We start from the raw sequence: 22,427 nt of genomic DNA, 5'->3' as shown, positions 1-22,427 counted from the left end.
AATCGAAGGATGGCACGCGACGAGCAGGCACTGAGCACGGCGGTCGAGCAATCGGCCGCCGTGCTCACGGCCGCCGGCTTCCCGAAGATGCCGGCGCGCGTGCTGATGGCGCTCCTCGTCGCCGACGAGGGCGGGCTCACCGCCGCCGAACTCGGCGAGTCGCTCGGCGTGAGCGCCGCCGCGATCTCCGGCGCGGTCAGGTACCTGCGCTCCCTCGGCATCATCCACCGGATGCCGCATCCGGGCAGCCGACGCGAGCGCTGGGAGATCTTCGACGACGCGTGGTACACGGCGCTCGCCGGCAAGAACTCGGTCTACGGCACCTTCGCCGAGACCGCCGCGCAGGCGATCGACGCGATCGGCGACCCCGATTCCGCCGGTGCCCGGCGCACGGGCGAGATGGTCGCGTTCTTCCGCTTCATCGAGGGCAAGATGCCCGAGCTCCTCACCGAATGGGAGGCGCTGCGCGCCGCGTCCGCTTCGGCCCCGGTCGAGTAAGCAGGGCGTAGGCACCGCGCGGGGCGGGCGTTAGGGGTCCGTGAGGATCGGCCGCGAGGCATCCCGGGCGGTGTTGCATCGGGGGTGCAGCGCAGGGGCGCTGCCCGCCGCCGCGTGAGCGGGGCGGATCCCGAACCCTGGAGTCTCCGTGCTCGACATCGTCTACCTCCTCGGCATCCTGGCCGTGTTCGTGGTCGTCGGCCTCATCGCCAAGGGGGTCGAGAAGCTGTGATCGTGTTCGAGCTCCTCGCCGCCGCGCTGGGCGTCGCCGCCGTCGTCTACCTCGTGGTCGCACTCGTGAAACCCGAGCGCTTCTGATGGCGGCCCTCCTCGCCGTCGCGCAGGCGGCGACCCTCGCACTCGTCCTCGGCCTGCTGTACCGCCCGCTCGGCGACTACATGGCCCGCATCTACATGAGCGACCGCGACCTGAAGGTCGAGCGCGGCCTGTACCGCCTGATCGGGGTCGACCCCCGCGGCGAGCAGTCGTGGCCCGCGTACCTGCGCGGGGTGCTCGCGTTCTCGCTCGTCGGGCTGCTGCTCGTCTACGCGCTGCAGCGCATGCAGGCCGTGCTGCCGTACTCGCTCGGCCTGCCGGCCGTGCCCGAGGGGCTCGCCTTCAACACCGCCGCGTCGTTCGTCGCGAACACGAACTGGCAGTCGTACTCGCCCGAGCTGACGATGGGCTACACCGTGCAGCTCGCGGGCCTCGCGGTGCAGAACTTCGTCTCGGCCGCCGTCGGCATCGCAGTCGCCGTCGCCCTCGTGCGCGGCTTCGCGCGACGCGGCTCGGCGACGATCGGCAACTTCTGGGTCGACCTCGTGCGCGGCGCGTTCCGGCTGCTGCTGCCCCTCTCGATCGTGGGCGCGATCGTGCTCGTCGTCGGTGGCGTCGTGCAGAACTTCAACGGGTTCACCGAGGTCTCGACCCTCGCCGGAGGCACTCAGCAGCTGCCCGGCGGCCCCGTCGCGAGCCAGGAGGTCATCAAGCTCCTCGGCACGAACGGCGGCGGCTTCTTCAACGCGAACTCGGCGCACCCGTTCGAGAACCCGACCGCGTGGACCAACCTCTTCGAGGTCGTGCTCATGCTCGCGATCCCGTTCGCGCTCCCCCGCACATTCGGCCGCATGGTCGGCTCGAACCGGCAGGGCTACGCGATCCTCGCGGTCATGGCGACGCTCTACGTGGTCTCGCTCGTGACCCTCAGCGCGCTCGAGGCGGCCGGCAACGGCACGGCGCCGCAGCTCGCCGGCGCCGCGATGGAGGGCAAGGAGGCGCGCTTCGGCATCTTCGGATCGACCCTGTTCGGCACGACCTCGACGCTCACCTCGACCGGCGCCGTCAACTCGATGCACGACTCGTTCACCGCCCTCGGCGGCATGATGCCGATGCTCAACATGATGCTCGGCGAGGTCGCCCCCGGCGGCGTCGGCTCGGGCCTCTACGGCATGCTCGTGCTCGCGGTCATCGCGGTGTTCATCGCCGGCCTGCTCGTCGGCCGCACCCCCGAGTACCTCGGCAAGAAGATCGGCCCGCGCGAGATCAAGCTCGCGAGCCTCTACATCCTCGTGACGCCGACGCTCGTGCTCGCGGGCACCGCGCTGAGCTTCGCGATCCCCGGCGTGCGGGAGGACGTCGAACACGTCTCGATCTGGAACCCCGGCGTGCACGGCATGAGCGAGGTGCTCTACGCCTTCACGAGCGCGTCGAACAACAACGGTTCGGCCTTCGCGGGACTCACCGCGAACACGCCGTGGCTGAACACCGCGCTCGGCGTCGCGATGCTGCTCGGCCGGTTCGTGCCGATCGTGTTCGTGCTCGCGCTCGCCGGCTCGCTCGCCGCGCAGCGGAAGGTGCCCGAGACCGCCGGCACCCTGCCGACCTACAAGCCGCAGTTCGTCGGTCTGCTGGTCGGCGTCACCGTGCTCATCACGGCCCTCACCTACTTCCCCGTGCTCACGCTCGGACCCCTCGCAGAAGGACTCAGCTAGTCATGTCGCTCACCACCGCCTCGCACGGTTCGGATGCCTCGGCCTCCGCCGGCGCGACCGAAGAGCACCACCCGCACCCGCACCCGAGGCCGAAGGCCCCGTTCGGTCTGCGCCAGCTCGTCACCGCCCTGCCGGGCGTGCTGCGCAAGCTCGACCCGCGGCAGATGTGGCGCAACCCCGTCATGTTCCTCGTCGAGGCCGGCGCCGTGCTGACGACGGCGCTCGCGATCGCCGAGCCCTTCCTCGGGGGGCCGGGCACCTCGGGCGGCAGCGCCGTGCCGCCGAGCTTCACCTGGGCGATCGCCGCCTGGCTGTGGCTGACCGTGATCTTCGCGAACGTCGCCGAGGCGGTCGCCGAGGGCCGGGGCAAGGCGCAGGCCGACACCCTGCGCAAGACCCGCATGTCGACGATCGCACACCGCGTCGACGCGTACGACGAGGTGTCCGACGCCCTGGCCGAACGCAGCGCCCCGACCGACGTCTCGTCGGCGGACCTGTGGCTCGGCGACCTCGTCGTCGTCTCGGCCGGCGAGCTCATCCCGGGCGACGGCGACATCGTGCAGGGCATCGCCTCGGTCGACGAGTCGGCCATCACGGGCGAGTCGGCACCGGTCGTGCGCGAGTCGGGCGGCGACCGCTCTGCCGTGACGGGCGGCACCCGGGTGCTCAGCGACCGCATCGTCGTGCGCATCACCTCGAAGCCCGGCGAGACCTTCGTCGACCGCATGATCGCCCTCGTCGAGGGCGCCGCCCGGCAGAAGACGCCGAACGAGATCGCGCTGAACATCCTGCTCGCGAGCCTGTCGATCGTGTTCGTCGTGGTCGTGCTCACGCTCAACCCGATCGCCTCGTACGCGGCGTCGCCGGTCAGCATCACCGTGCTGGTCGCCCTGCTCGTGTGCCTCATCCCGACGACGATCGGCGCCCTGCTCTCGGCGATCGGCATCGCCGGCATGGACCGCCTCGTGCAGCGCAACGTGCTCGCGATGTCTGGCCGCGCGGTCGAGGCCGCGGGCGACGTCACCACGCTGCTGCTCGACAAGACCGGCACGATCACCTACGGCAACCGCCGGGCGAGCGAGTTCGTGCCGATGCCCGGCATCGACGAGGCCGAGCTCGTGCGGGCGGCGGCGCTCGCCTCGCTCGCCGACCCCACCCCCGAGGGGTCGTCGATCGTCGAGCTCGCCGCAAGCCGCGGCTGGGCCCCCGCGCCCCGAGGCTCCGCGCAGCGCGCCAGCGATGCGTGGAGTGGGCGTGGGGACCGGTTCGAAGCGGCGCCCGAGGGCGAGGTCGTGCCGTTCACCGCGCAGACCCGCATGTCGGGGCTCGACCTGGCCGACGGCACGATCCTGCGCAAGGGCGCGGGCTCGGCCGTGACGGCCTGGGTCGAGGCATCCGCCCCGATCGACCGTGCGACGGCCGGCGAACTCGCCCGGCGCGTCGACGCGATCTCGGCCGGCGGCGGCACCCCGCTCGTCGTCGCGGTGCACGAGCCGGGGTCGGCACCGCGTCTGCTCGGCGTCGTGCACCTCAAGGACATCGTGAAGGACGGCCTCGTCGAGCGGTTCGCCGAGCTGCGCGCGATGGGCATCCGCACCGTCATGATCACGGGCGACAACCCGCTGACCGCGAAGGCCATCGCCGCCGAGGCGGGCGTCGACGACTACCTCGCAGAGGCCACCCCCGAGGACAAGCTCGCGCTGATCCGCCGCGAACAGGAGGGCGGCAACCTCGTCGCGATGACCGGCGACGGCACGAACGACGCTCCCGCGCTCGCGCAGGCCGACGTCGGCGTCGCGATGAACACGGGCACGTCGGCCGCGAAGGAGGCCGGCAACATGGTCGACCTCGACAGCGACCCGACGAAGCTCATCGACATCGTGCGCATCGGCAAGCAGCTGCTCATCACGCGCGGTGCGCTCACGACGTTCTCGATCGCGAACGACGTCGCGAAGTACTTCGCGATCATCCCGGCGATGTTCGCGGGCGTGTTCCCGGGACTCGAGGCGCTCAACCTCATGCAGCTGCACTCCCCCGCGTCGGCGGTGCTGTCGGCGATCGTGTTCAACGCGATCGTGATCGTCTTCCTCATCCCGCTCGCACTGCGCGGCGTGAAGTACCGGCCCGGCGACGCGAGCTCGATCCTCAGCCGCAACCTGCTCGTCTACGGACTCGGCGGCATCATCGCCCCGTTCATCGGCATCAAGCTCATCGACCTCGTCATCAGCCTCATCCCGGGCTTCTAGGCCGAAAGGAACATTCGCATGGCCTCCACCCGCACCATCCTCCGCACCCACTGGGTCGCGCTCCGCGCGATGCTCGTCTTCACGCTCGTGCTCGGCGTCGCGTACACCGCCCTCGTCACCGCGATCGGCCAGCTCGCCCTGCCCGCCCGGGCGAACGGCTCGCTCGTGCACGACGCCGCCGGCGAGGTCGTCGGCTCGTCGCTCATCGGGCAATCGTTCGCGGATGCCTCGGGCGCGCCCCTGCCCGGGTGGTTCCAGCCCCGACCGTCGGCGGCCGGAGACGGCTACGACGGCGGCGCGTCGAGCGGCAGCAACCTCGGCCCCGAGAACCCCGACCTCGTCTCGGCGATCGGCGAGCGCCGTTCGCGGGTCGCCGCGGCCGACGGCGTCTCGCCCGACGCGGTGCCCGCCGACGCCCTCACGGCCTCGGGCTCGGGCCTCGACCCGCACATCAGTCCCGAGTACGCGCGCCGGCAGGTCGCCCGCGTGGCCGAGGTGCGCGGTCTGCCCGAGGCCGAGGTCGCGAAGCTCGTCGACGCCCACGTGCAGGGGCGCGACCTCGGCTACCTCGGCGACGAGACCGTGAACGTGCTCGAGCTCAACCTCGCGCTCGCAGCGCTGGTGGGAGACTGACCACATGAAGCGGGGGCGATTGCGGGTGCTGCTGGGTGCCGCTCCCGGCGTCGGCAAGACCTACACCATGCTCGAGGAGGGCAGGCGACTCGTCGGCGAGGGGCACGACGTCGTCGTCGGCTTCGTCGAGACGCACGGGCGGCGCGCGACCGCCGACATGGCCGAGGGGCTCGAGATCGTGCCCCGACGCGCGATCGAGCACCGGGGCGTGACCCTCGACGAGATGGACCTCGACGCGGTGCTCGCGCGCCGGCCCGAGGTCGCCCTCGTCGACGAGCTCGCCCACACGAACGCCCCCGGCTCGCGCCACGCGAAGCGCTGGCAGGACGTCGAGGAGCTGCTCGACGCCGGCATCGACGTCGTCTCGACCGTGAACACGCAGCACATCGAGTCGCTCGGCGACGTCGTGCTGCAGATCACGGGAGTGCCGCAGCGCGAGACCATCCCCGACCGGGTGCTGCGCGCCGCCGACCAGGTCGAGGTCGTCGACCTGTCGCCGCAGGCCCTGCGCGACCGGCTCTCGGGCGGCCTCGTCTACCCCGCCGAGCGCATCGACGCCGCGCTGTCGAACTACTTCCGGCTCGGCAACCTCACCGCGCTCCGCGAGATCGCGCTGCTGTGGCTCGCCGACGAGGTCGACCAGGCGCTCAAGAAGTACCGGGCCGAGCACGGCATCGACCGCAAGTGGGAGGCGCGCGAGCGCGTCGTCGTCGCGCTCACGGGCGGACCCGAGGGCGAGACCCTGCTGCGCCGCGGCGCCCGCATCGCCGCCCGCGCGTCGGGCGGCGAGCTCATCGCCGTGCACGTGACGAACCCCGACGGCATGCGGGCGAGGCATCCCGGCGCGCTCGACGCCCAGCGCACGCTCGTCGAGCAGCTGGGCGGCACGTTCCACCAGGTGGTCGGCGAGGACGTGCCGCGTGCGCTCGTCGAGTTCGCGCGGTCGATGGACGCGACGCAGCTCGTCATCGGCGTCAGCCGCCGGTCGCGCCTCGCGGCCGCGTTCTCACCGCCGGGCATCGGCGCGACGGTGATCCGCGAGTCCGGCGACATCGACGTGCACATCGTGACCCACGCCGCAGCCGGTGCTGCGGTCTCGCTGCCCCGGCTCGCGCGCGGCGCGCTCGGCCGCACGCGGCTCGTGATGGGATTCGTCGTGGCGCTCGTCGCGGGGCCGCTGCTCAGCTGGGTGCTGACGCGCTTCCACACCGAGTCGTCGATCACGAGCGACGTGCTCGCGTACCAGCTGCTCGTCATCGTCGTCGCACTCATCGGCGGCATCTGGCCGGCCCTGTTCGCGGCCGTGCTCTCGGGCCTCACGCTGAACTTCCTCTTCATCGAACCGCTCTACACGCTCACGATCGCCGAGCCGCGCCAACTGCTGGCCCTCGTCTTCTACGTCGCCAACGCGCTGCTCGTGAGCTACGTCGTCGACCAGGCCGCCCGCCGCACCCGAGAGGCGCGGCGAGCGGCCGCCGAGTCGCAGATGCTCGCGACCATGGCCGGCAGCGTGCTGCGCGGCGAGGACGCCCTGCAGGCGATGGTCACCCGCACGCGCGAGGCGTTCGGTCTGACGGGCGTGCGGCTCCTGGTCGACGGCGAGCCGGTCGTCGCCGACGGCGAGCCCTCGAACGACGACCGCGTCACGCTGCTGCCCATCGCCGACCGCGCCGTGCTCGAGCTGCACGGACACGACCCCGATACCTCGGAGCGGCGCCTGCTGCAGGTCATCGCCACCCAGATGGATGCGGCCCTCGAGCACGGCGCGCTCGCCCGTGCCGCCGAGACCGCCGACGCGCTCGCCGAGACCGACCGGGTGCGCTCGGCGCTGCTCGCCGCGGTCGGGCACGACCTGCGACGACCGCTCACCTCTGCCTCGGCCGCCATCAGCGCGCTGAGGTCGGCCGAGGTACGGCTGCCCGACGACGAGCGGCAGGAGCTGCTCGACACGGCCGCCGAGAGCCTCGACTCGCTCGCCGAGCTCGTCACGAACCTGCTCGACGTGAGCCGCGTGCAGGCCGGGGCGCTCGCGGTGCGGCTCGCACCGATGGAGGCGGCCGACGTCGTGTTCCCCGCACTCGACGAGCTCGGGCTCGGGCCGGGCGAGGTCGAACTCGATCTCGCCGACGATGCGCCGCAACTGCTCGCCGACGCGGGCCTGCTGCAGCGCGTCGTCGTGAACCTGCTCGCGAACGCGGTGCGGCACTCCCCCGTGGGCGAGCGGGTGCGGCTCGCGGCGTCCGGATTCCGCGGTCACGTGCAGTTGCGCATCGTCGACCGGGGTCCGGGCATCCCGCCCGAGCGCCGCGACGAGGTGTTCACCCCGTTCCAGCGGCTCGGCGACACCGACAACGAGACCGGGCTGGGACTCGGACTCGCCCTGTCGAAGGGGTTCGTCGAGGGCATGGACGGCACACTGGAGGTCGAGGACACACCGGGCGGTGGACTCACGATGGTGGTCACCCTGCCGGCCGTGACCGCCGACCGCGACGCCCGCCCACCCGCGACACCCGAGGAGGCGCGATGAGGATCCTCCTCGCCGACGACGACGAGCAGCTGCAGCGCGCCCTGCGCATCACGCTCGCCGCGAGGGGGTACGACGTGCTGCACGCGCGCGACGGCGCCGAGGCCATCGACCAGGCGGCCAACGGGCACCCCGATCTCATCCTGCTCGACCTGGGCATGCCGAAGGTCGACGGCATCGACGTGATCCGGGCCGTTCGGGCGTGGTCGAGCGTGCCGATCCTCGTGCTGTCCGGGCGCACCGACTCGGGCGAGAAGGTCGAGGCGCTCGACGCCGGTGCCGACGACTACGTCACGAAGCCGTTCGCGATGGACGAGCTCCTCGCCCGCATCCGTGCGCGCTCGCGCCGGCCGGCCGACGACGGCGACGGGGCGGCCGTGCATCGGGTCGGCGAGCTGGAGGTCGACCTCGCCGCCCGGGTCGTGCGGCCCGTCGCATCCGAGGGCGGCGGCCGCGAGGCATCCGTTCGCCTGACGCCGACCGAGTGGCGGCTCCTCGAGCTGTTCCTCAAGCACCCCGGGCGGCTGCTCACGCGCGAGATGCTGCTGAGCGAGGTGTGGGGCCCGTATCACGCGAACGACGCCGGATACCTGCGGCTCTACGTCGCGCAGCTGCGGCGCAAGCTCGAGCCGGTGCCGTCGGAGCCCCGCCACTTCCTCAACGAACCGGGCCTCGGGTACCGCTTCGAGCCGTAGGCGACGTCGGGTCGTCGGCAGCGCACGCGCCGGATCGCGCGTTGATCCCCGCCCGACCAGCTGGGATCGTCCCTCCGGTGAACCCGACCACACGGCCACACGGCCACACGGCCACACGGCCACACGGCCACACGACCAGTGATGCGAACCCGCCGCCGCTCGTCACCCGCGCCCTACCTCCGACGGAGTACGCGCAGTGTCGCCGCCGGGCGGATGTGCGGCCGGCGCGGCTCGCGCAGGATCGAGGCATGACCCACCACTCCTTCCGATTCGGCGCCGTCGTCGGGCGACGCGGCACGGCGGCCGTCTGGGGCGCCACTGCGCGCGAGCTCGAGCAGGCGGGCTTCTCGTCGCTGCTCGTGCCCGACACGCTCGGTACCGCCTCCCCGTTCCTCGCACTCGCGGCCGCCGCGACGACGACCGAGCGGCTGCACCTCGGCACGTGGGTGCTCGCCGCGCCCCTGCGGTCGGCGGCTGCCGTCGCACGCGAGGCGTCGACCCTGCACGAGCTCGCGGGCGGGCGATTCGAGCTCGGCCTCGGCGCGGGGCGCCCCGGCGGCGAGCACGACGCCCTCCGGCTCGGCGTCGACTGGGGTGCGCCCGGCCGGCGCGTCGACGCGGTCGAGCGGGCGCTGATCGCCGTGCACGCCGAGCTGCCGGACCTGCCGGTCGTGATCGCGGGCAACGGCGACCGGATGCTGCGCCTCGCCGGCGCCCATGCGCGCACGCTCGCCCTCGCCGTGCCGCCGACCGCGACGGTCGACGAGGTGGCCGCGCTCGCGACCCGCGCCCGGGATCGGGCGGGCGCCGACCTCGAGATCGCGCTGCAGATCGCCGGCGTGGGCGAGTCCCTGCCCGAGTGGCTGTCGACGCGGCTCGGGCTGACGCCCGAAGGGCTGCGCGAGGCCGACGCGGCGGCCCTCCTCTCGGGCGACGTCGACCGCGACGCCGCCCACCTCGAGCGGCTGCGGGAGGTCGCCGGCGTCTCGTACGTCACGATGTCGCACGAGCACGCCGCCGTGCTCGGCCCGCTCGTCGCGAGGCTCGCCGGCCGCTGACGGCTGCCGACGTCCGCCGCGGCGCTATCCGAACGCGGGCAGTGCGGCGAGCGCGGCGAACCACGCCGCCGCGGTCGCGCCGTCGAACGGCGGTTCGCGGCGCCGCACCGCCCCGAGCACCCCGTCGGCGTCGGCACGCACCCGCGCCACGAGCTCGGAGAGGTAGCCGAAGCGCACCGAATGCTCGGCGAATTCCTCCTCGTCGTCGATGAACGCAGCCTCGCCGTCGCGTTCGACCACGTCGAGGTCGAGGTCGACGTACGCGACCGTGAAGCCCGAGGCATCCGCACGCCATTCGGGCACCGTGGCGAGGTCGACGTAGGTGCCGAGTCCGCGCGGATGCCCGAGGTTGAAGGCCGGCACCCAGCCCGCCGGCGTGACGAGCGTGAGCGACGGCCAGTCGGCCGTGAACTCCGCGCCCGGCCGCGCGAATCGCGTGCCCGGCGGGAAGCCGATCCATTCGCCGTGCTCGTCGGCGCCGAGCCAGACGCCGTCGAACGCCCAGTGCGGCGAGCCGTCCCACTTCGTTGCACGCACGCGCACGGTGTCGCCCGACCGGCGCCCGGTCATCGATGGGACGTCCATCCGACCACCGTAGCGCCGGGGAGAACCCGGGCGGCGGCGCCGCCGACGCCATGTCCGGAACTCGCCGGACACCCGGTGCGCGGCCCGCGAGGCTGGAGTCCCAGACCAGGAAGGCCGCCCATGGGAACCGTGACCTCGCTCGACGCCCACGCGCATGGCACCCGGCATGCGTCGATCGCGCCCGCGATCCTCTACTTCGGCAGCCAGGTGTCGCTGCTCTCGACCGTCGACGAGGAGGGGCATCCGAATCTCGCGCCGAACTCGTCGGTGTGGTGGCTCGGCCAGACCGCGATGCTCGGCGTCGCGGCGCGCAGCCAGACGGGCCGCAATCTCCTGGCGAACGGCGAGGCGGTGATCAACCTGCCCTCGATCGCCGGCGTCGACGCGGTCGACCGGCTCGCCCTCACGACCGGCCGCAGTCCGGTCCCCGACCGAAAGGCTGCGGCGGGCTACCGGCACGTGCGCGACAAGTTCGCCGAAGCGGGTGTGCGGCCGATCGCGGCCGAGACGGTCGCGCCCCCGCGCGTGGCCGAGTTCCCCGTGCACCTGGAGGGGCGGGTCGTCACGATCCACCCGATGGGCGGCACGGCGACCCCGGCGGAGGCGAGCCTGCTGGCGGTCGAACTCGGCATCACCCGTGTGCACGTGGTCGAGTCGCTGCGGATGCCCGGCCACGCCAACCGCATCGACCCCGGGCGCTGGCGGCCCCTCATGATGAACTTCCAGCGGTTCTTCGGACTCGGCGACGAGACGATGCCGTCGCGCCTCGCGAGCATCGACGAGGAGTGGTACCGCGGCTGAGCCCGCCGGCGCGCACCGGCGGGCTCAGCCGCGAGGCATCCCGTCAGCTCAGCTCGGCGACCGCGCGGCTCGCCTCGTCGACGGCGGCGTGCGTGTAGCCGAACGCCTGGGCGTCGGAGTTCGCGATCGTGATGTTGCCGTGCCGACGACGCGCGGCCTGGAACGGCTGCTGCTCGAGCGGGCCGAAGATCGCGGGGTCGGCGATCGAGTTGTACTCGTAGGCGTAGCCGTGCGACCAGCGGTTCACGGTGATCGCAGCGATGTCGCGCTTCGCCTCGAACCCGAAGCCGCCGAGCGAGCGCTGCATGAGATCGCGGATGTCTCGTTCGAAGTCCGCGAACGTCACCTGCAGCAGCTCGCGGCGACCGGCCTTGTGCTGGTCGCGGGTGATGCGCTCGCCCGGCAGGTTCGGCGTCTTCGACAGCGTGACGACGATCGGCTCCTCGGGGTCGCGCGCCGACCGGTAGCCGCCCTGGTCGGTCGGGGTGGCGAGGCCGAGGCTGTCCCAGAAGTGGTTGTACGGCGTGACCCGCGAGACGCCGGCGTCGGCGAACGCGGTCCAGTTCTTCACCGCGACGCGGGCGTAGACGAGCGGCACCTTCACGCCGTAGCGCATCGCCTCGACCTGCTCGGCGGGCAACCCGTCGACGATGTACGACGAGACCGCGTTCCAGCACGCCATGACGACGTGCTTCGCCTCGACCCGGTACCCCGTGCCGCCGTTGACGTAGTCGACGTCGATCGGCCCGCTCGTCCCGGCGCGGTGGCGCACGGCGGTCGCCATGCTGTTGAGGCGGATGCGGACCGGCGACTTCGGGTGGTCGAGCAGCGCGTAGTTGGCCGAGGCGCCGATGATGCTCTCCTGCGTCTGCACGCCGCCGAACGCCTGCGGGACGAGCCGAGAGACGAGCAGTCGCGACACGGTCGCGCCGCCGTCGGGGAAGTAGTACAGCTCCTCGTCGGTCGTCGTGAGCGACATCGCCGGCGTCCGGCCGATGCCGGGATACGGTTCGGGGCTCAGCCCGAGGCCGCCGAAGCCCGGATAGCCGACGCCCCAGCAGTCGCCGGCGGGCACGGCCTCGATACCGGCGCCCCACAGGCCGTGCGGGCGCTTCTGGTAGTAGACGAGGGCCTCGTCGCCGACGCCGACGAGGTTCTGCAGGTACTCGCGGTAGGTCATGCGGGCGAGCGCCTGCTTCTTCTCGGCATCGCTGAGCCCGGGCAGCACGTCGTCGTCGAACGTCTCGATGCGCATGATGTCGTCGCGGGCCTGCTGCGAGAGCGGCAGGCGTGACACGAGCGACGCGGTCGACTCTCCCGGCGCCCGCCGCAGGAAGGTGTCGGCGCCGAACGACTCCTCGGGGAAGAAGTAGCCGTTCGTGAGCCCCATCGATCCGTAGAGGCCGGTGTCGACGCCCTCCGCGAGCTCCGCGAAGTCGATGCCGAGGTCGTCCATGAGCTCGAGCGACGGCGCGTTCCAGGTGTCGGGGCTGTCGAGGTTCACCATTCCGCCGTTGCTGAGCAGGGTGCGCCCGCGCACCGAGAACTCGTTGCGGTGCTGGTGGCCGCCGAAGTCGGCGAGCGCCTCGACCACGAGGATGCGCGCCTCGGCACCGAACCGCTTGCGGTAGAAGTGGGCGGCCGCGAGCCCGCTCACCCCGCCGCCCACGACGACGAGGTCGTACGCCTCCCCCGTGCGCTTGGGCGTGCCGAAGTCGGCGCCGCCGAACGTCGCGCCGTGCCCGGCCTGTCGAGCCGAGTCGGTCTGCCCCACGAGCCCCGTCTGCCGCGGCCGGCTCGCCGCCGCATGCCCGCCACCCGCCTGGGCGTGCGCCGCCCCGCCGGGCACCGCGGTCAGCGCCGCCGCGCCGGCCGCGACGGCCATGCCGTTGAGCAGGTCGCGCCGGCTGATGCCCGCCGACATCCCGAGTTCTTCATCTCCGTGCTTCGCCATGTCAGACCCCTTCGTCGTCCACTTCGTCTGCGTCGTCCGATGTCCGCGAGCCCGTGGCCCCGCGTGTCCGCAGGCTAACGAGCGGGTTCGACGAGGGTCAAGGATTTCGTTGAACAATCTGCGAAGTCGGTCGAACTCGTCTGTCGCCGACCGACGATCCGACGGAATCCGCAGCGGCGACGCAGCCGCGATGCCGCGCGGATCGTCGTCGCCCGCATGTCCCGTCCGTTCGCTCGACATCCCGGCGCGGCGGGCCGGATGCGAGGATTGAACCCGTGGACTGTTCGTACTTCGACGCCGGGCGCTGTACCTCGTGCGCGCTCATGGGCCGACGGTACGACCTCCAACTCGCCGACAAGCAGGCGCACGCCGAAGCGCTGCTCGCGCCGTTCGGCGTCGGCCACTGGGAGCCGCCGGTCGCCAGTCGCGAGGACGCCTACCGCAACAAGGCGAAGATGGTCGTCGGCGGCACGGTCGACGCTCCCACGATCGGCATCCTCGACGCCGACGGCTACGGCATCGACCTGCAGGCGTGCGGCATCTGCTCCGACGGCCACCGGGCGGCTTTCCCCGTGCTCGCCCGCTTCATCACCCTCGCCCGTATCACTCCGTACGACGTACGCCGTCGCTCGGGCGAGCTCAAGCACCTCATCGTCACCGAGTCGCCCGACGGCGAGCTCATGGTGCGCTTCGTGCTGCGCTCGACCGAGCCGGTCGCCCGCATCCGCAAGCACCTGCCGACGCTCCTCGCCGAGCTGCCGAACGCGCGCGTCGTGACCGCGAACGTGCTGCCCGAGCACAAGGCGGTGCTCGAGGGCGAGCACGAGATCGTGCTCACCGAGGCCGAGACACTGCCGATGCGACTCAACGACGTGACGATGCACCTGCGCCCGCAGAGCTTCTTCCAGACCAACACCGCGATCGCGGCCGCGCTCTACGCCGAGGCCCGCACCTGGATCCGCGACCTCGCCCCCGACTCGGCGTGGGACCTCTACTCGGGCGTCGGCGGGTTCGCCCTGCACATCGCCGGCGCAGCCGGCTCGGCGAGCACCGCGGGCTCGGCCGACGGCGCGGGCCCTGCGGTCACGGGCATCGAGACGAGCGTCGAGGCGGTCGCGAGCGCCGAGTTGAGCAGAACGGATGCCGCGCTCTCACGCCTCCGGTTCGCCGCGGGCGACGCGACCGACTTCGCGCTTCGCGCGCGGCCCGCCGACGCCCCCGACCTCGTCATCGTCAATCCGCCCCGGCGCGGCATCGGCCCCGAGCTCGCGCACTGGCTCGAGGCATCCGACGTGTCGCACGTGCTGTACTCGAGCTGCAACGCCGCCTCGCTCGCGAAGGACCTCGCGGCGATGCCGTCGCTGCGGCCGGTGCGGGCGCGCGTGTTCGACATGTTCCCGCAGACGACGCACTTCGAGGTGATGGTGCTGCTCGGGCGGCGCTGACCGGATGCCGCCGGTCTCGCGCCGCGACCGCGTCACTTCGAGGTCGAGTGGCCGCCGGGCGGACTCGGCATCGAGGCCCGATCCCTGGCCTCCGCGATCGCGACGATCAGGTTCTGCATGCCGGCGAAGATGATGCCGTGGAACGGGAGGATCGCCCACCAGTAGAGGCGTCCGGTCAGGCCCTTGGGGAAGTACACGGCCCGCTGGGTGTACCGGGAACCGCCGCCGTTGGGTTCGCAACGCAATTCCAGCCACGCGCGGCCCGGCAGCTTCATCTCGGCGCGGAGCCTGAGCAGGCGTTCTTCCTCGCAGGCCTCGACCCGCCAGAAGTCGATCGCGTCGCCGACGGCGACACGCGTTCGGCTGCGACGCCCGCGCGCGAGGCCGACACCGCCGACGAGCCGGTCGGCCCAGCCTCTGAGCGACCAGAGCAGCGGCGTCGAGTACCACCCGTTCTCGCCGCCGATGCCGGCGATCACCGACCACAGCGCCGCGACGCTCGCGGAGGTCTCTCGCGATCGATCGTCGGTGTACACGGTGCGACCCGCCCAGTCGGGGTCGCTGGGCAACGGGTCGCTCGGCGCCTCGGGCACCTTGGCATCGAGCCAACTCGTCTCGACCTCGTCGTTCTCGACGCGGCCGAGCGCCAACGACACCGCCTCCCGATACGGCGTGAGCCCGCCCGGCGGCGGCGGGATGAGCGCATCGATGTCGTGGTTCTGCATGACGCAGTCGTTCTGCAGCGACTCGACCAGCGGTCGTGCCAGCGCACGAGGTATCGGGGTCACGAGGTCGACCCAGTGCGATGCGAGGCTCGGCGTGAGGACCGGGAGTGCGGCGATCCCGCGCTGCGGCAGGCCCGCTTCGATCGCATAGCCGTTCATCATCTGGCCGTACCGCCACACGTCCGGGCCGCCGATGTCGAGCGTCCGGTTCACCACGGCCGGGAGGTGCGCAGCTGCGAGGAGGTAGTAGAGCACGTCGCGTACCGCGATGGGCTGGATGAAGTTCCTGACCCATCGGGGGGCGGGCATGTACGGAAGCACCTCGGTGAGATGGCGGATCATCTCGAAGGATGCCGACCCCGACCCGATCACGACCCCCGCTTGCAGGGCCACGGTCGGCACTCCGGAACCGAGCAGGATCTCTCCGACCTCCACTCGGGAACGCAGGTGGTCGGAGAGCTCCGCGCCCGGCGGGTGCAGACCACCCAGGTACACGATGCGGCGGACGTTCGCGTGACGTGCCGCCCGTGAGGCGACCAGCGCCACCCTGCGATCGAGGTCCGCGAATCGCCGGCCGCTCGTCATCGAGTGGATGAGGTACCACACGACGTCGACGTCCTGCATCGCACGACCGACGACGTCGGCGTCGCGGGCGTCACCGACGACCACGTCCACGTCGGAGCCCCACGCGAAAGCCGCCAACCGCTCGGGGCTGCGCACGAGGACCCGCACGCCGTAACCGGCCGCGAGAAGTCGCGGCACGAGCCTCCCGCCGATGTACCCCGTCGAGCCCAGGACCAGCACCCGCTCGGCGGTGCCGTCGCCGCGCAGGCGTGACCGCAGTGCGGGTTCGCGCCCCGTCGGTGCCGTCAGGGCGTCAACGCTCATTCCCCAACACCTCCCGGAGCACGGCTCTCAGCGTCTCGCGAAGCCGTCGACACCCGGCGGACTCCGCGTCCTGCCCGCTCGATGCCCATCATCCACCTTCATCCGGGCGCAGCCAACCGAGCTCGGCGTCTGCGGAAGGATGGCGAAGCGACGTGCACCCGGCGCGCGCCCCGGCGGCGTCGGCCCCGCAATCCATTCCGGCGAATTCACCCCTGTTCAGGTGTTTCATTCCGAATCTGCTATACTGGAAGGTCACGCGAAAGGAGGTGACATGCGAAGGATCGGAATCATCCCCACGACCGTCATCGTCGCGGTATGGGTGTTCTTCATCGGCTTCACGTTCGGCTACCTGAACGAGCTCGAGGCCGGCACGACGACGGCGACGAACGCCGGGCTGCTCTCCGGAGCTGCCGCCCTCGCGCTCGGTGCCGCCACGTACCTCGTGGTCAAGCTCGTGCGCGCCGTGACCCACGCACGCCGCGGGCACGACGCGAAGCACGCGGGCTGAGGCCCGGGCGGTCGACGGCGCTGAGCGCCCGACCGCGCCTCATCGGCCGGGGAGCGATGGTCGCTTCCCGGCCGATCTGCGTCTCGGGGTGCTCAGCGGGTCGCGCCCGCCCGCGCCAGGCAGAACCGCCGCACCGGCTCGGTCGGCACGAGCCCGGCGAGCTCGGCGTACTGCGCCGACGCCTCGGCGCGACGCCCGGTGCGCCAGTCGAGGTCGGCGAGCGCGAGCCTCGCGTCGACCGCCGCATACGGTGCCGAGCCCTCGGCGAGCGCGCGCAACTCGCTCGACACCCTCCGCAGCACGGCCGTGCGCTCCCCCGACGGCGAGGCGAGCAGCGCCCGGTGCAGTTCGGCCGACAGCCGCGCGACCGTCACCGACGGCGCACCCCACACCCGTTCCAGCGCGCGGTAGAAGCCGACGACCCGGTCCCAGTCGGTGGCGGCGAAGCTCGGCGCAGTGCTGTGCAGGCCCGCGATGGCGGCCTCGAGCACGAACCTCCCGTCGCCGCGATCGGCCGCGGCCGCCGCGTCGTCGAGGCCGGCCTCGATGAGCCGGCGATCCCACAGCCGGCGGTCGACCTCGTCGAGCGGCAGGGCCGCGCCCGCCTCGTCGAGTCGCCCCGGCCGGCGGGCGAGGCCCAGTCGGATCACCGCTCGCAGCCCCCGCACCTCGGCGTCGTCGGGATACTCGGCGACGAGCGCGTCGGCGATCGACAGCGCCTGCCGGCCGAGGTCGTCGAACGGCGTCTGCGGGTCGAGCACGTCGCGGTGCGCGACCGTGAACATGCCCGCGACGCTCGCGAGCACGACGGGCAGCCGCACCCGCCGCTCGGGCGCCTCGGGAACGTGGAACCGCCCGCGCGCCTCGGCGAGCGCGTGCTTCGCGCGCGTCAGCCGGGCGGCCGCGGCGGAGGGCTGCACACCGAGGTGGGCGGCGATGCGCGGCACGTCGAGCCCGCAGACCAGCCGCAGCGCGAGCACGAGCCGCGCCTGCTCGGTGAGTGCGGGATCGCACGCCACGAACAGGAGGGCGAGGCGGTCGTCGAGCGCGCCGCTCGAGAGCGGCCCGTCGATCGAGGATGCCTCCGCCGAGGCATCCTCGTCGGTGGCCGTCGCCTGTTCGGCGGCGACCCGCTCGGCGTGGCGCTGCTCGGTCGCGGCGCGACGGCGATCGTCGATGAAGGCGCGCTTGCCGACCGCGATGCACCACGCGGCGAGCGAGCCGAGCGGCGGACCGTCGCCGGCCCGGGCGACGGCCCTCGCGACGGCCTCGGCGGCGTACTCCTGCGCGTCGTCCACGCTGCCCGTGTAGGCGGCGAGGGCGCGCACGATCCGCGGCCAGGCGTCGACGAAGTCCTCGCCGAGGCCGGCGACCGACTCGCTCACGAGACGGGGAACACCTTGCGCCACTCGATGTGCCCGCCGGTGGGCACGAGGGCGGCGATCTGCCGGGCGAGCTGCTCGTCGTCGGTCTCGACGAGGTAGTAGCCCGAGACCACCTCGGTCGTGTCGGGGTAGGGCCCGTCGGAGTAGACCGCGTCGTCGAGCACCCGGTCGCCGTCGCCGGGGGTGACCCGCCCGCCGTGCCGCGCGTTCTGCAGGGCGGCACCGCCGACGAGGCGGGCGCCGAGCTTCACGACGGCCTCCTGGAAGGCCTTGTGCGCGGGGAAGTTGTTCTCGGGGTCGCCGCCGGGCACGCCGCCGCCCCCGTTCAGGAACGCGTCCGAGTCCCAGTCGGGCTCGTGGATGAGGTACATGTACGTGTCGGTCATGGCGTCTCCTTCGTCGGCCCTTTCGGGCACGTGACGACGTTCGTCACACCATGGTGACGAACTCGGCCGCTCGAAATCGACACCCGGCCGTGAAACTCAGAGGTTCGCCGTGAGGCGCGCGAGCTCGGCGAGCCGGTCGGCCCGGTCGCGCGGCGCACCCGGCACACCCGGCCGCTGCTGGTCGGGCCGCGGCCCCGAGGGCGGCCGGTAGGCGACACCCCGCGCATCGAGCCAGGCGAGATACCCGGGCAGCCGGGCGGCGAAGTCGTCGGGGTCGACGGGCCCGCCGTTCCAGGCGACCTCGGCGAACGCCCCGAGCCGCGGGAACACCGCGTAGTCGAGCCGATCGCGACCGTCGAGATGCTCGCACCAGACGTTCGCCTGCACGCCCGCCACGCGGTCGGCGAACCAGGCCGGCGACTCGGCGGGCACGGGGTCGAAGGTGCCGACGTCCTCGACCGACAGCACGGTGCCGACCGGGATCGGCTCCTCGGGCAGGTCGGACTGCCGGTAGTCGAGGTAGGTCCAGAGGTCGGGGCACAGCACGACGTCGTGCCGGAGCCGCGCGCCCAGCTCGGCGCCGACCGGCCCGCGCCACGACGCCACGATCGCGTCGGGTGCGGGGTCGCGGCCCTCGAGCATCTCGTCCCAGCCGACGACCCGGCGGCCGTGGCCGCGTACGCGGTCGGCGATGCGCGCGAGGAACCACGACTGCAGCTCCTCCTCGGTCGTGAGCCCGCGCTCGGCCATGAGCTCCTGCGTGCGCGGGTCGGCCCGCCAGCGATCCTTGCGCACCTCGTCGCCGCCGATGCCGATGAACTCGGAGTCGAACACCTCGCACAGCTCGTCGAACACGGTGCCGACGAACTCGAGCGTCGCGTCGTCGACGTTCAGCACCTCGTCGCTGATGCCGAACCGCGGCCACGGCTCGGCGACGCGCTCGCTCACGGCCTCGGCGCCGCCGACCCCGAACTCGGGATACGCGGCGAGGATCGCCTGCGCGTGCCCCGGCACGTCGATCTCGGGCACGATGCGGATGCCTCGCGCCGCCGCGAATCGCACGAGCCCGCGCAGTTCGCCATGGGTGTACCAGCCCTCGTGCGGAACCCCGTCGAGCGTCGAGTGCGGCCCGTGGCCGAGCTGGGTCTGCGAACGCCGTCCGCCGACCTCGGTGAGGCGCGGGTAGGCGCGGACCTCGAACCGCCAGCCCTGGTCGTCGGTGAGGTGCAGCTGGAGCACGTTGATGCGGTGCGCGGCGAGCAGGTCGATGAACCGCTCGAGATCGGCCACCGGCCGGAAGCGCCGGGCGACGTCGAGCATGACGCCGCGCCACGCGAAGCGCGGCTCACCCTCGAGGCGGAGGCCGGCGGCGGTCGAGTCGGCGCGCAGCGCCGTCTCGAGACCCTCCCCGACGTGGTCTCGAAACGCTCCTCCGTCGCTCCTCGACCGACGCCCCACGGTCACGCGCCGGCCGCCAGCTCGCGGGCACGTGCGAGCGCGGCGTCGGTCGCGCGGTCGAACGTCTGCTTGAGCGACGCCTCCTCGAGCACGGCGACCGCGCGCTCGGTGGTGCCCTTCGGGCTGGTCACCCGGCGACGCAGCTCGGCCGGCTCCTCGCCCGCGTCGGCGAGCAGCTCGCTCGCACCGCGGAACGTGCCCTGCACCATGGTCGCGGCCTGCTCGGGCGTGAAGCCCTTGTCGATCGCCGTCGCCGTGAGCTGCTCGATGAGGTAGAAGACGTACGCCGGCCCCGAGCCCGAGATCGTCGACAGCGCGTCGAGCTGCGACTCGGGCACGACGAGCACGTCGCCGACGGTCTCGAAGAGCGCGACCGCGAGGGCGAGGTCGTCGTCGCTCGAGCGGGTGCCGGGCGAGACGCCGGTCACGGCGCGCCCGACGACGGCCGGGGTGTTCGGCATCGTGCGGATGACGCTGACCGTGTCGGGCAGCAGCGACTCGTACGTCGCGACCGTGACGCCCGCGGCGACCGACACGACGACCGTCCCGGGCTCGAGCGCGTCGGCGATCTCGCGGAGCAGGCCGGGCACCATCGCCGGCTTCACCCCGACGACCACGACCTTCGCGCCGGCGACCGCGCGGCGGTTCGCCGAGGCATCCTCGTCGGTGGAAGAGCTCGTGACGCCGGGCAGCGCGGCGAGCGCGGCGGCCTTCGCCGCCGACCGGTTCGTCGCGCGGATGCCCTCGGCCTCCACACCCGGCCGGAGGAGCCCCGAGAGGATCGCCCCCGACATCGAACCGGCCCCGAGGAAGGCGATGACGGGCAGCTTCACGACGGCGTCGGCACTCATGCGACCATCCTAGGTTTCGTGAACGCGGGCGATCGCGGGCCTCCGTAGGATTGACGCCATGAGTGCATCGGGCGGTACCAAAGCCATCATCGCGGCGTTCCTCGCGAACCTCGGCATCGCGATCACGAAGCTCATCGCATGGGCGGTCTCGGGTTCGGCCTCGATGCTCGCCGAGGCGGTGCACTCGCTCGCCGACTCGGGCAACCAGGTGCTGCTCATCTTCGGCGGCCGCAAGGCGCGCAAGGTCGCCGACAAGGAGCACCCGTTCGGCTACGGCCGCGAGCGCTACGTCTACGCGTTCATCGTGTCGATCATCCTGTTCTCGGTCGGCGGCGTGTTCTCGATCTACGAGGGCGTCGACAAGCTGCAGCACCCGCACGAGCTGACGAACATCTGGGTGCCGATCGCCGTGCTCGTGATCGCGATCGTGCTCGAGTCGTTCTCGCTGCGCACCGCGGTGAAGGAGTCGAACCAGGTGCGCGGCCGGCAGAGCTGGGTGCAGTTCGTGCGACGCGCGAAGGCGCCCGAGCTGCCCGTGGTGCTGCTCGAGGACGTCGCGGCGCTCATCGGTCTGGTCTTCGCCCTCCTCGGCGTCGGCCTCACCGCGATCACGCACAACCCCGTGTTCGACGCGGTCAGCACGCTCATGATCGGCACGCTGCTCGTCGTCGTCGCGATCGTGCTCGGCATCGAGACGAAGTCGCTGCTCGTCGGCGAGGGCGCCGGCGAGGACGACGTGCAGAAGATCGAGCAGGCGATCCTCGCCGGTCCCGAGGCCGAGCGCATCATCCACATGAAGACCCTCTACCTCGGTCCCGACGAGCTGCTCGTGGCCGCGAAGCTCGGCTTCGCCTCCGACCAGCGCCTGCTCGAGGTGGCCGCCGCGACGAACGTCATCGAGCAGCGCATCCGGCATGCGGTGCCCGCGGCCCGGGTCATCTACATCGAGCCCGACGTCTACGTCGACCCGAACCAGACGGCGCCGCCGACCGACGCGATCGTCATCAAGGGCCTCGAGTGACGGCTGGTCCGCGGGCCGGTTCCGCGGCGCCGGCGATCGCGCGCACCGCGCTCGTGCTGCGGCACGACTCGGCGATCGGCCTCGGCAACCTCGGCCCGGTGCTCGAGGCGAACGGCTACGAGATCGTGACGGTCGACACCCCGACCGCGGACGTCTCGGGGCTCGACCCGCTCGGCGCCGACCTCGTCGTCGTGCTCGGCGGTGACGAGGCGGTCTACGAGACCGACCGCTACCCGTACCTCGCCGACGAGGTCGAGCTGCTGCGCGAACGCATCGCGGCCGAGGCCCCCGTCTTCGGGGTGTGCCTCGGTGCGCAGCTGCTCGCCGCATCGCTCGGCGGGCGGGCGTACCGGGGCGAGCGCAAGGAGGTCGGCTGGCTCGAGGTCGAGCCGACCGAGGCGGGCGCGGCGTCGCCGCTGCGTCACTTCGCCGGGGTGCCGACGGTGCAGTGGCACGGCGACACCTTCGAGCTGCCGGCCGATTCCGGGGTCGTGCGACTCGCCTCGTCGCCGCAGTACGAGAACCAGGCGTTCGCGAAGGGCCACTGGCTGCTCGCCGTGCAGTTCCACCCCGAGGTCGACGACGTCATCCACGACGAGTGGCTCGACGCGTGGGGCGACGAGCTGCCCGAGCACGGCACGAGTCGCGACGAACTGCGCGCCGGGCACGCCGAGCACGGCCGGCGCGCGCAGGAGGCATCCGCGCTGCTGTTCGGCGAGTACCTCGCGGGGCTCGACGCCCGCGCCACGACAGCGGCGGCCGAGTAGGCGCGACC

General features: G+C 72.5%; 20 protein-coding genes. 13 read left to right on the top strand and 7 right to left on the bottom strand.

Translation table 11 applies throughout. From position 1 onward, the window contains the following. Nucleotides 1–9: 9 nt before the first annotated feature. The 8 genes from ACFWGP_RS09685 to ACFWGP_RS09650 all read left to right on the top strand — a co-directional run bounded on the left by ACFWGP_RS09685 (nucleotide 10) and on the right by ACFWGP_RS09650 (nucleotide 9,645). Nucleotides 10–498: a GbsR/MarR family transcriptional regulator gene (locus ACFWGP_RS09685; protein WP_376930781.1), complete on the top strand. Its 489-nt coding sequence runs from the start codon at nucleotides 10–12 to the stop codon at nucleotides 496–498. A 228-nt stretch (nucleotides 499–726) separates the two neighbouring features. Beyond that, nucleotides 727–816, top strand: coding sequence for a potassium-transporting ATPase subunit F (locus tag ACFWGP_RS09680; RefSeq protein WP_122936024.1), 90 nt, complete (start codon nucleotides 727–729; stop codon nucleotides 814–816). Next, on the top strand, nucleotides 816–2,489 hold the full coding sequence (kdpA, locus tag ACFWGP_RS09675; RefSeq protein ID WP_376930780.1) for a potassium-transporting ATPase subunit KdpA: 1,674 nt from the start codon (nucleotides 816–818) through the stop codon (nucleotides 2,487–2,489). Before ACFWGP_RS09680 ends, kdpA begins: the two co-directional genes overlap by 1 nt. 2 nt (nucleotides 2,490–2,491) lie before the next feature. Then, on the top strand, nucleotides 2,492–4,735 hold the full coding sequence (kdpB, locus tag ACFWGP_RS09670) for a potassium-transporting ATPase subunit KdpB (RefSeq protein ID WP_376930779.1): 2,244 nt from the start codon (nucleotides 2,492–2,494) through the stop codon (nucleotides 4,733–4,735). 18 nt (nucleotides 4,736–4,753) lie between these two features. After that, nucleotides 4,754–5,368 (top strand): potassium-transporting ATPase subunit KdpC, encoded by a 615-nt coding sequence (gene kdpC / locus ACFWGP_RS09665; RefSeq protein WP_376930778.1) that lies wholly within the window; start codon nucleotides 4,754–4,756, stop codon nucleotides 5,366–5,368. Nucleotides 5,369–5,372: 4 nt separating this feature from the next. Beyond that, nucleotides 5,373–7,895 carry an ATP-binding protein gene (locus ACFWGP_RS09660; RefSeq protein WP_376930777.1) on the top strand — a complete coding sequence of 841 codons (2,523 nt, stop codon included), beginning with the start codon at nucleotides 5,373–5,375 and terminating at the stop codon, nucleotides 7,893–7,895. Further along, entirely contained in the window at nucleotides 7,892–8,587 is a 696-nt protein-coding gene (locus tag ACFWGP_RS09655; RefSeq protein ID WP_275506114.1) for a response regulator transcription factor, read from the top strand. Before ACFWGP_RS09660 ends, ACFWGP_RS09655 begins: the two co-directional genes overlap by 4 nt. A gap of 248 nt (nucleotides 8,588–8,835) precedes the next feature. Continuing rightward, on the top strand, nucleotides 8,836–9,645 hold the full coding sequence (locus ACFWGP_RS09650; RefSeq protein ID WP_376930776.1) for an LLM class flavin-dependent oxidoreductase: 810 nt from the start codon (nucleotides 8,836–8,838) through the stop codon (nucleotides 9,643–9,645). A 24-nt stretch (nucleotides 9,646–9,669) separates the two neighbouring features. Here the strand turns inward: ACFWGP_RS09650 and ACFWGP_RS09645 are convergent, their stop codons facing one another. Then, the gene (locus ACFWGP_RS09645; RefSeq protein ID WP_376930775.1) at nucleotides 9,670–10,230 is read right to left on the bottom strand and encodes a DUF402 domain-containing protein; all 561 of its coding nucleotides are present in this window, start codon (nucleotides 10,228–10,230) and stop codon (nucleotides 9,670–9,672) included. Between the two features lie 120 nt (nucleotides 10,231–10,350). Here ACFWGP_RS09645 and ACFWGP_RS09640 point away from each other — a divergent pair, with 120 nt between their 5' ends. Next, on the top strand, nucleotides 10,351–11,031 hold the full coding sequence (locus tag ACFWGP_RS09640) for a flavin reductase family protein (protein WP_376930774.1): 681 nt from the start codon (nucleotides 10,351–10,353) through the stop codon (nucleotides 11,029–11,031). Nucleotides 11,032–11,074: 43 nt separating this feature from the next. Here the strand turns inward: ACFWGP_RS09640 and ACFWGP_RS09635 are convergent, their stop codons facing one another. Next, the gene (locus ACFWGP_RS09635; protein WP_376930773.1) at nucleotides 11,075–12,985 is read right to left on the bottom strand and encodes an NAD(P)-binding protein; all 1,911 of its coding nucleotides are present in this window, start codon (nucleotides 12,983–12,985) and stop codon (nucleotides 11,075–11,077) included. A gap of 275 nt (nucleotides 12,986–13,260) precedes the next feature. On the opposite strand from ACFWGP_RS09635, the gene rlmC reads away from it, so the two are divergent. Beyond that, nucleotides 13,261–14,430, top strand: a complete 1,170-nt coding sequence (gene rlmC, locus ACFWGP_RS09630) for a 23S rRNA (uracil(747)-C(5))-methyltransferase RlmC (RefSeq protein WP_231428863.1) — start codon at nucleotides 13,261–13,263, stop codon at nucleotides 14,428–14,430. 32 nt (nucleotides 14,431–14,462) lie between these two features. Here the strand turns inward: rlmC and ACFWGP_RS09625 are convergent, their stop codons facing one another. Next, nucleotides 14,463–16,043, bottom strand: coding sequence for an SDR family oxidoreductase (locus ACFWGP_RS09625; protein ID WP_231428864.1), 1,581 nt, complete (start codon nucleotides 16,041–16,043; stop codon nucleotides 14,463–14,465). A gap of 271 nt (nucleotides 16,044–16,314) precedes the next feature. On the opposite strand from ACFWGP_RS09625, the gene ACFWGP_RS09620 reads away from it, so the two are divergent. Continuing rightward, complete coding sequence (locus tag ACFWGP_RS09620; protein WP_231428865.1) at nucleotides 16,315–16,551, top strand: hypothetical protein; 237 nt, start codon at nucleotides 16,315–16,317, stop codon at nucleotides 16,549–16,551. 92 nt (nucleotides 16,552–16,643) lie between these two features. Here ACFWGP_RS09620 and ACFWGP_RS09615 read toward each other — a convergent pair whose 3' ends face one another. The 4 genes from ACFWGP_RS09615 to proC form a co-directional block, all read right to left on the bottom strand. Further along, nucleotides 16,644–17,936, bottom strand: coding sequence for a DUF6596 domain-containing protein (locus ACFWGP_RS09615; protein ID WP_231428866.1), 1,293 nt, complete (start codon nucleotides 17,934–17,936; stop codon nucleotides 16,644–16,646). Beyond that, nucleotides 17,933–18,322: a YciI family protein gene (locus ACFWGP_RS09610; protein WP_231428867.1), complete on the bottom strand. Its 390-nt coding sequence runs from the start codon at nucleotides 18,320–18,322 to the stop codon at nucleotides 17,933–17,935. The genes ACFWGP_RS09615 and ACFWGP_RS09610 overlap by 4 nt, the downstream gene beginning before the upstream one ends. Nucleotides 18,323–18,418: 96 nt before the next feature. Continuing rightward, nucleotides 18,419–19,786: a beta-N-acetylhexosaminidase gene (locus ACFWGP_RS09605; protein ID WP_376930772.1), complete on the bottom strand. Its 1,368-nt coding sequence runs from the start codon at nucleotides 19,784–19,786 to the stop codon at nucleotides 18,419–18,421. Further along, nucleotides 19,783–20,631 carry a pyrroline-5-carboxylate reductase gene (gene proC, locus ACFWGP_RS09600; RefSeq protein ID WP_376930771.1) on the bottom strand — a complete coding sequence of 283 codons (849 nt, stop codon included), beginning with the start codon at nucleotides 20,629–20,631 and terminating at the stop codon, nucleotides 19,783–19,785. Before proC ends, ACFWGP_RS09605 begins: the two co-directional genes overlap by 4 nt. Before the next feature lie 58 nt (nucleotides 20,632–20,689). Between proC and ACFWGP_RS09595 the strand changes: the two genes are divergently transcribed. Together ACFWGP_RS09595 and ACFWGP_RS09590 are read left to right on the top strand one after the other, a co-directional pair. After that, nucleotides 20,690–21,652 (top strand): cation diffusion facilitator family transporter, encoded by a 963-nt coding sequence (locus tag ACFWGP_RS09595; RefSeq protein ID WP_376930770.1) that lies wholly within the window; start codon nucleotides 20,690–20,692, stop codon nucleotides 21,650–21,652. Beyond that, complete coding sequence (locus ACFWGP_RS09590; RefSeq protein WP_275506106.1) at nucleotides 21,649–22,419, top strand: gamma-glutamyl-gamma-aminobutyrate hydrolase family protein; 771 nt, start codon at nucleotides 21,649–21,651, stop codon at nucleotides 22,417–22,419. Before ACFWGP_RS09595 ends, ACFWGP_RS09590 begins: the two co-directional genes overlap by 4 nt. Nucleotides 22,420–22,427: the final 8 nt, after the last annotated feature.

The organism is Agromyces sp. NPDC127015 (assembly GCF_042725165.1).
GTDB classification, from domain to species: domain Bacteria; phylum Actinomycetota; class Actinomycetes; order Actinomycetales; family Microbacteriaceae; genus Agromyces; species Agromyces chromiiresistens.
Note: the sequence above shows the minus strand (reverse complement) of the source record. Positions and strands in the feature narration are given on the sequence as shown.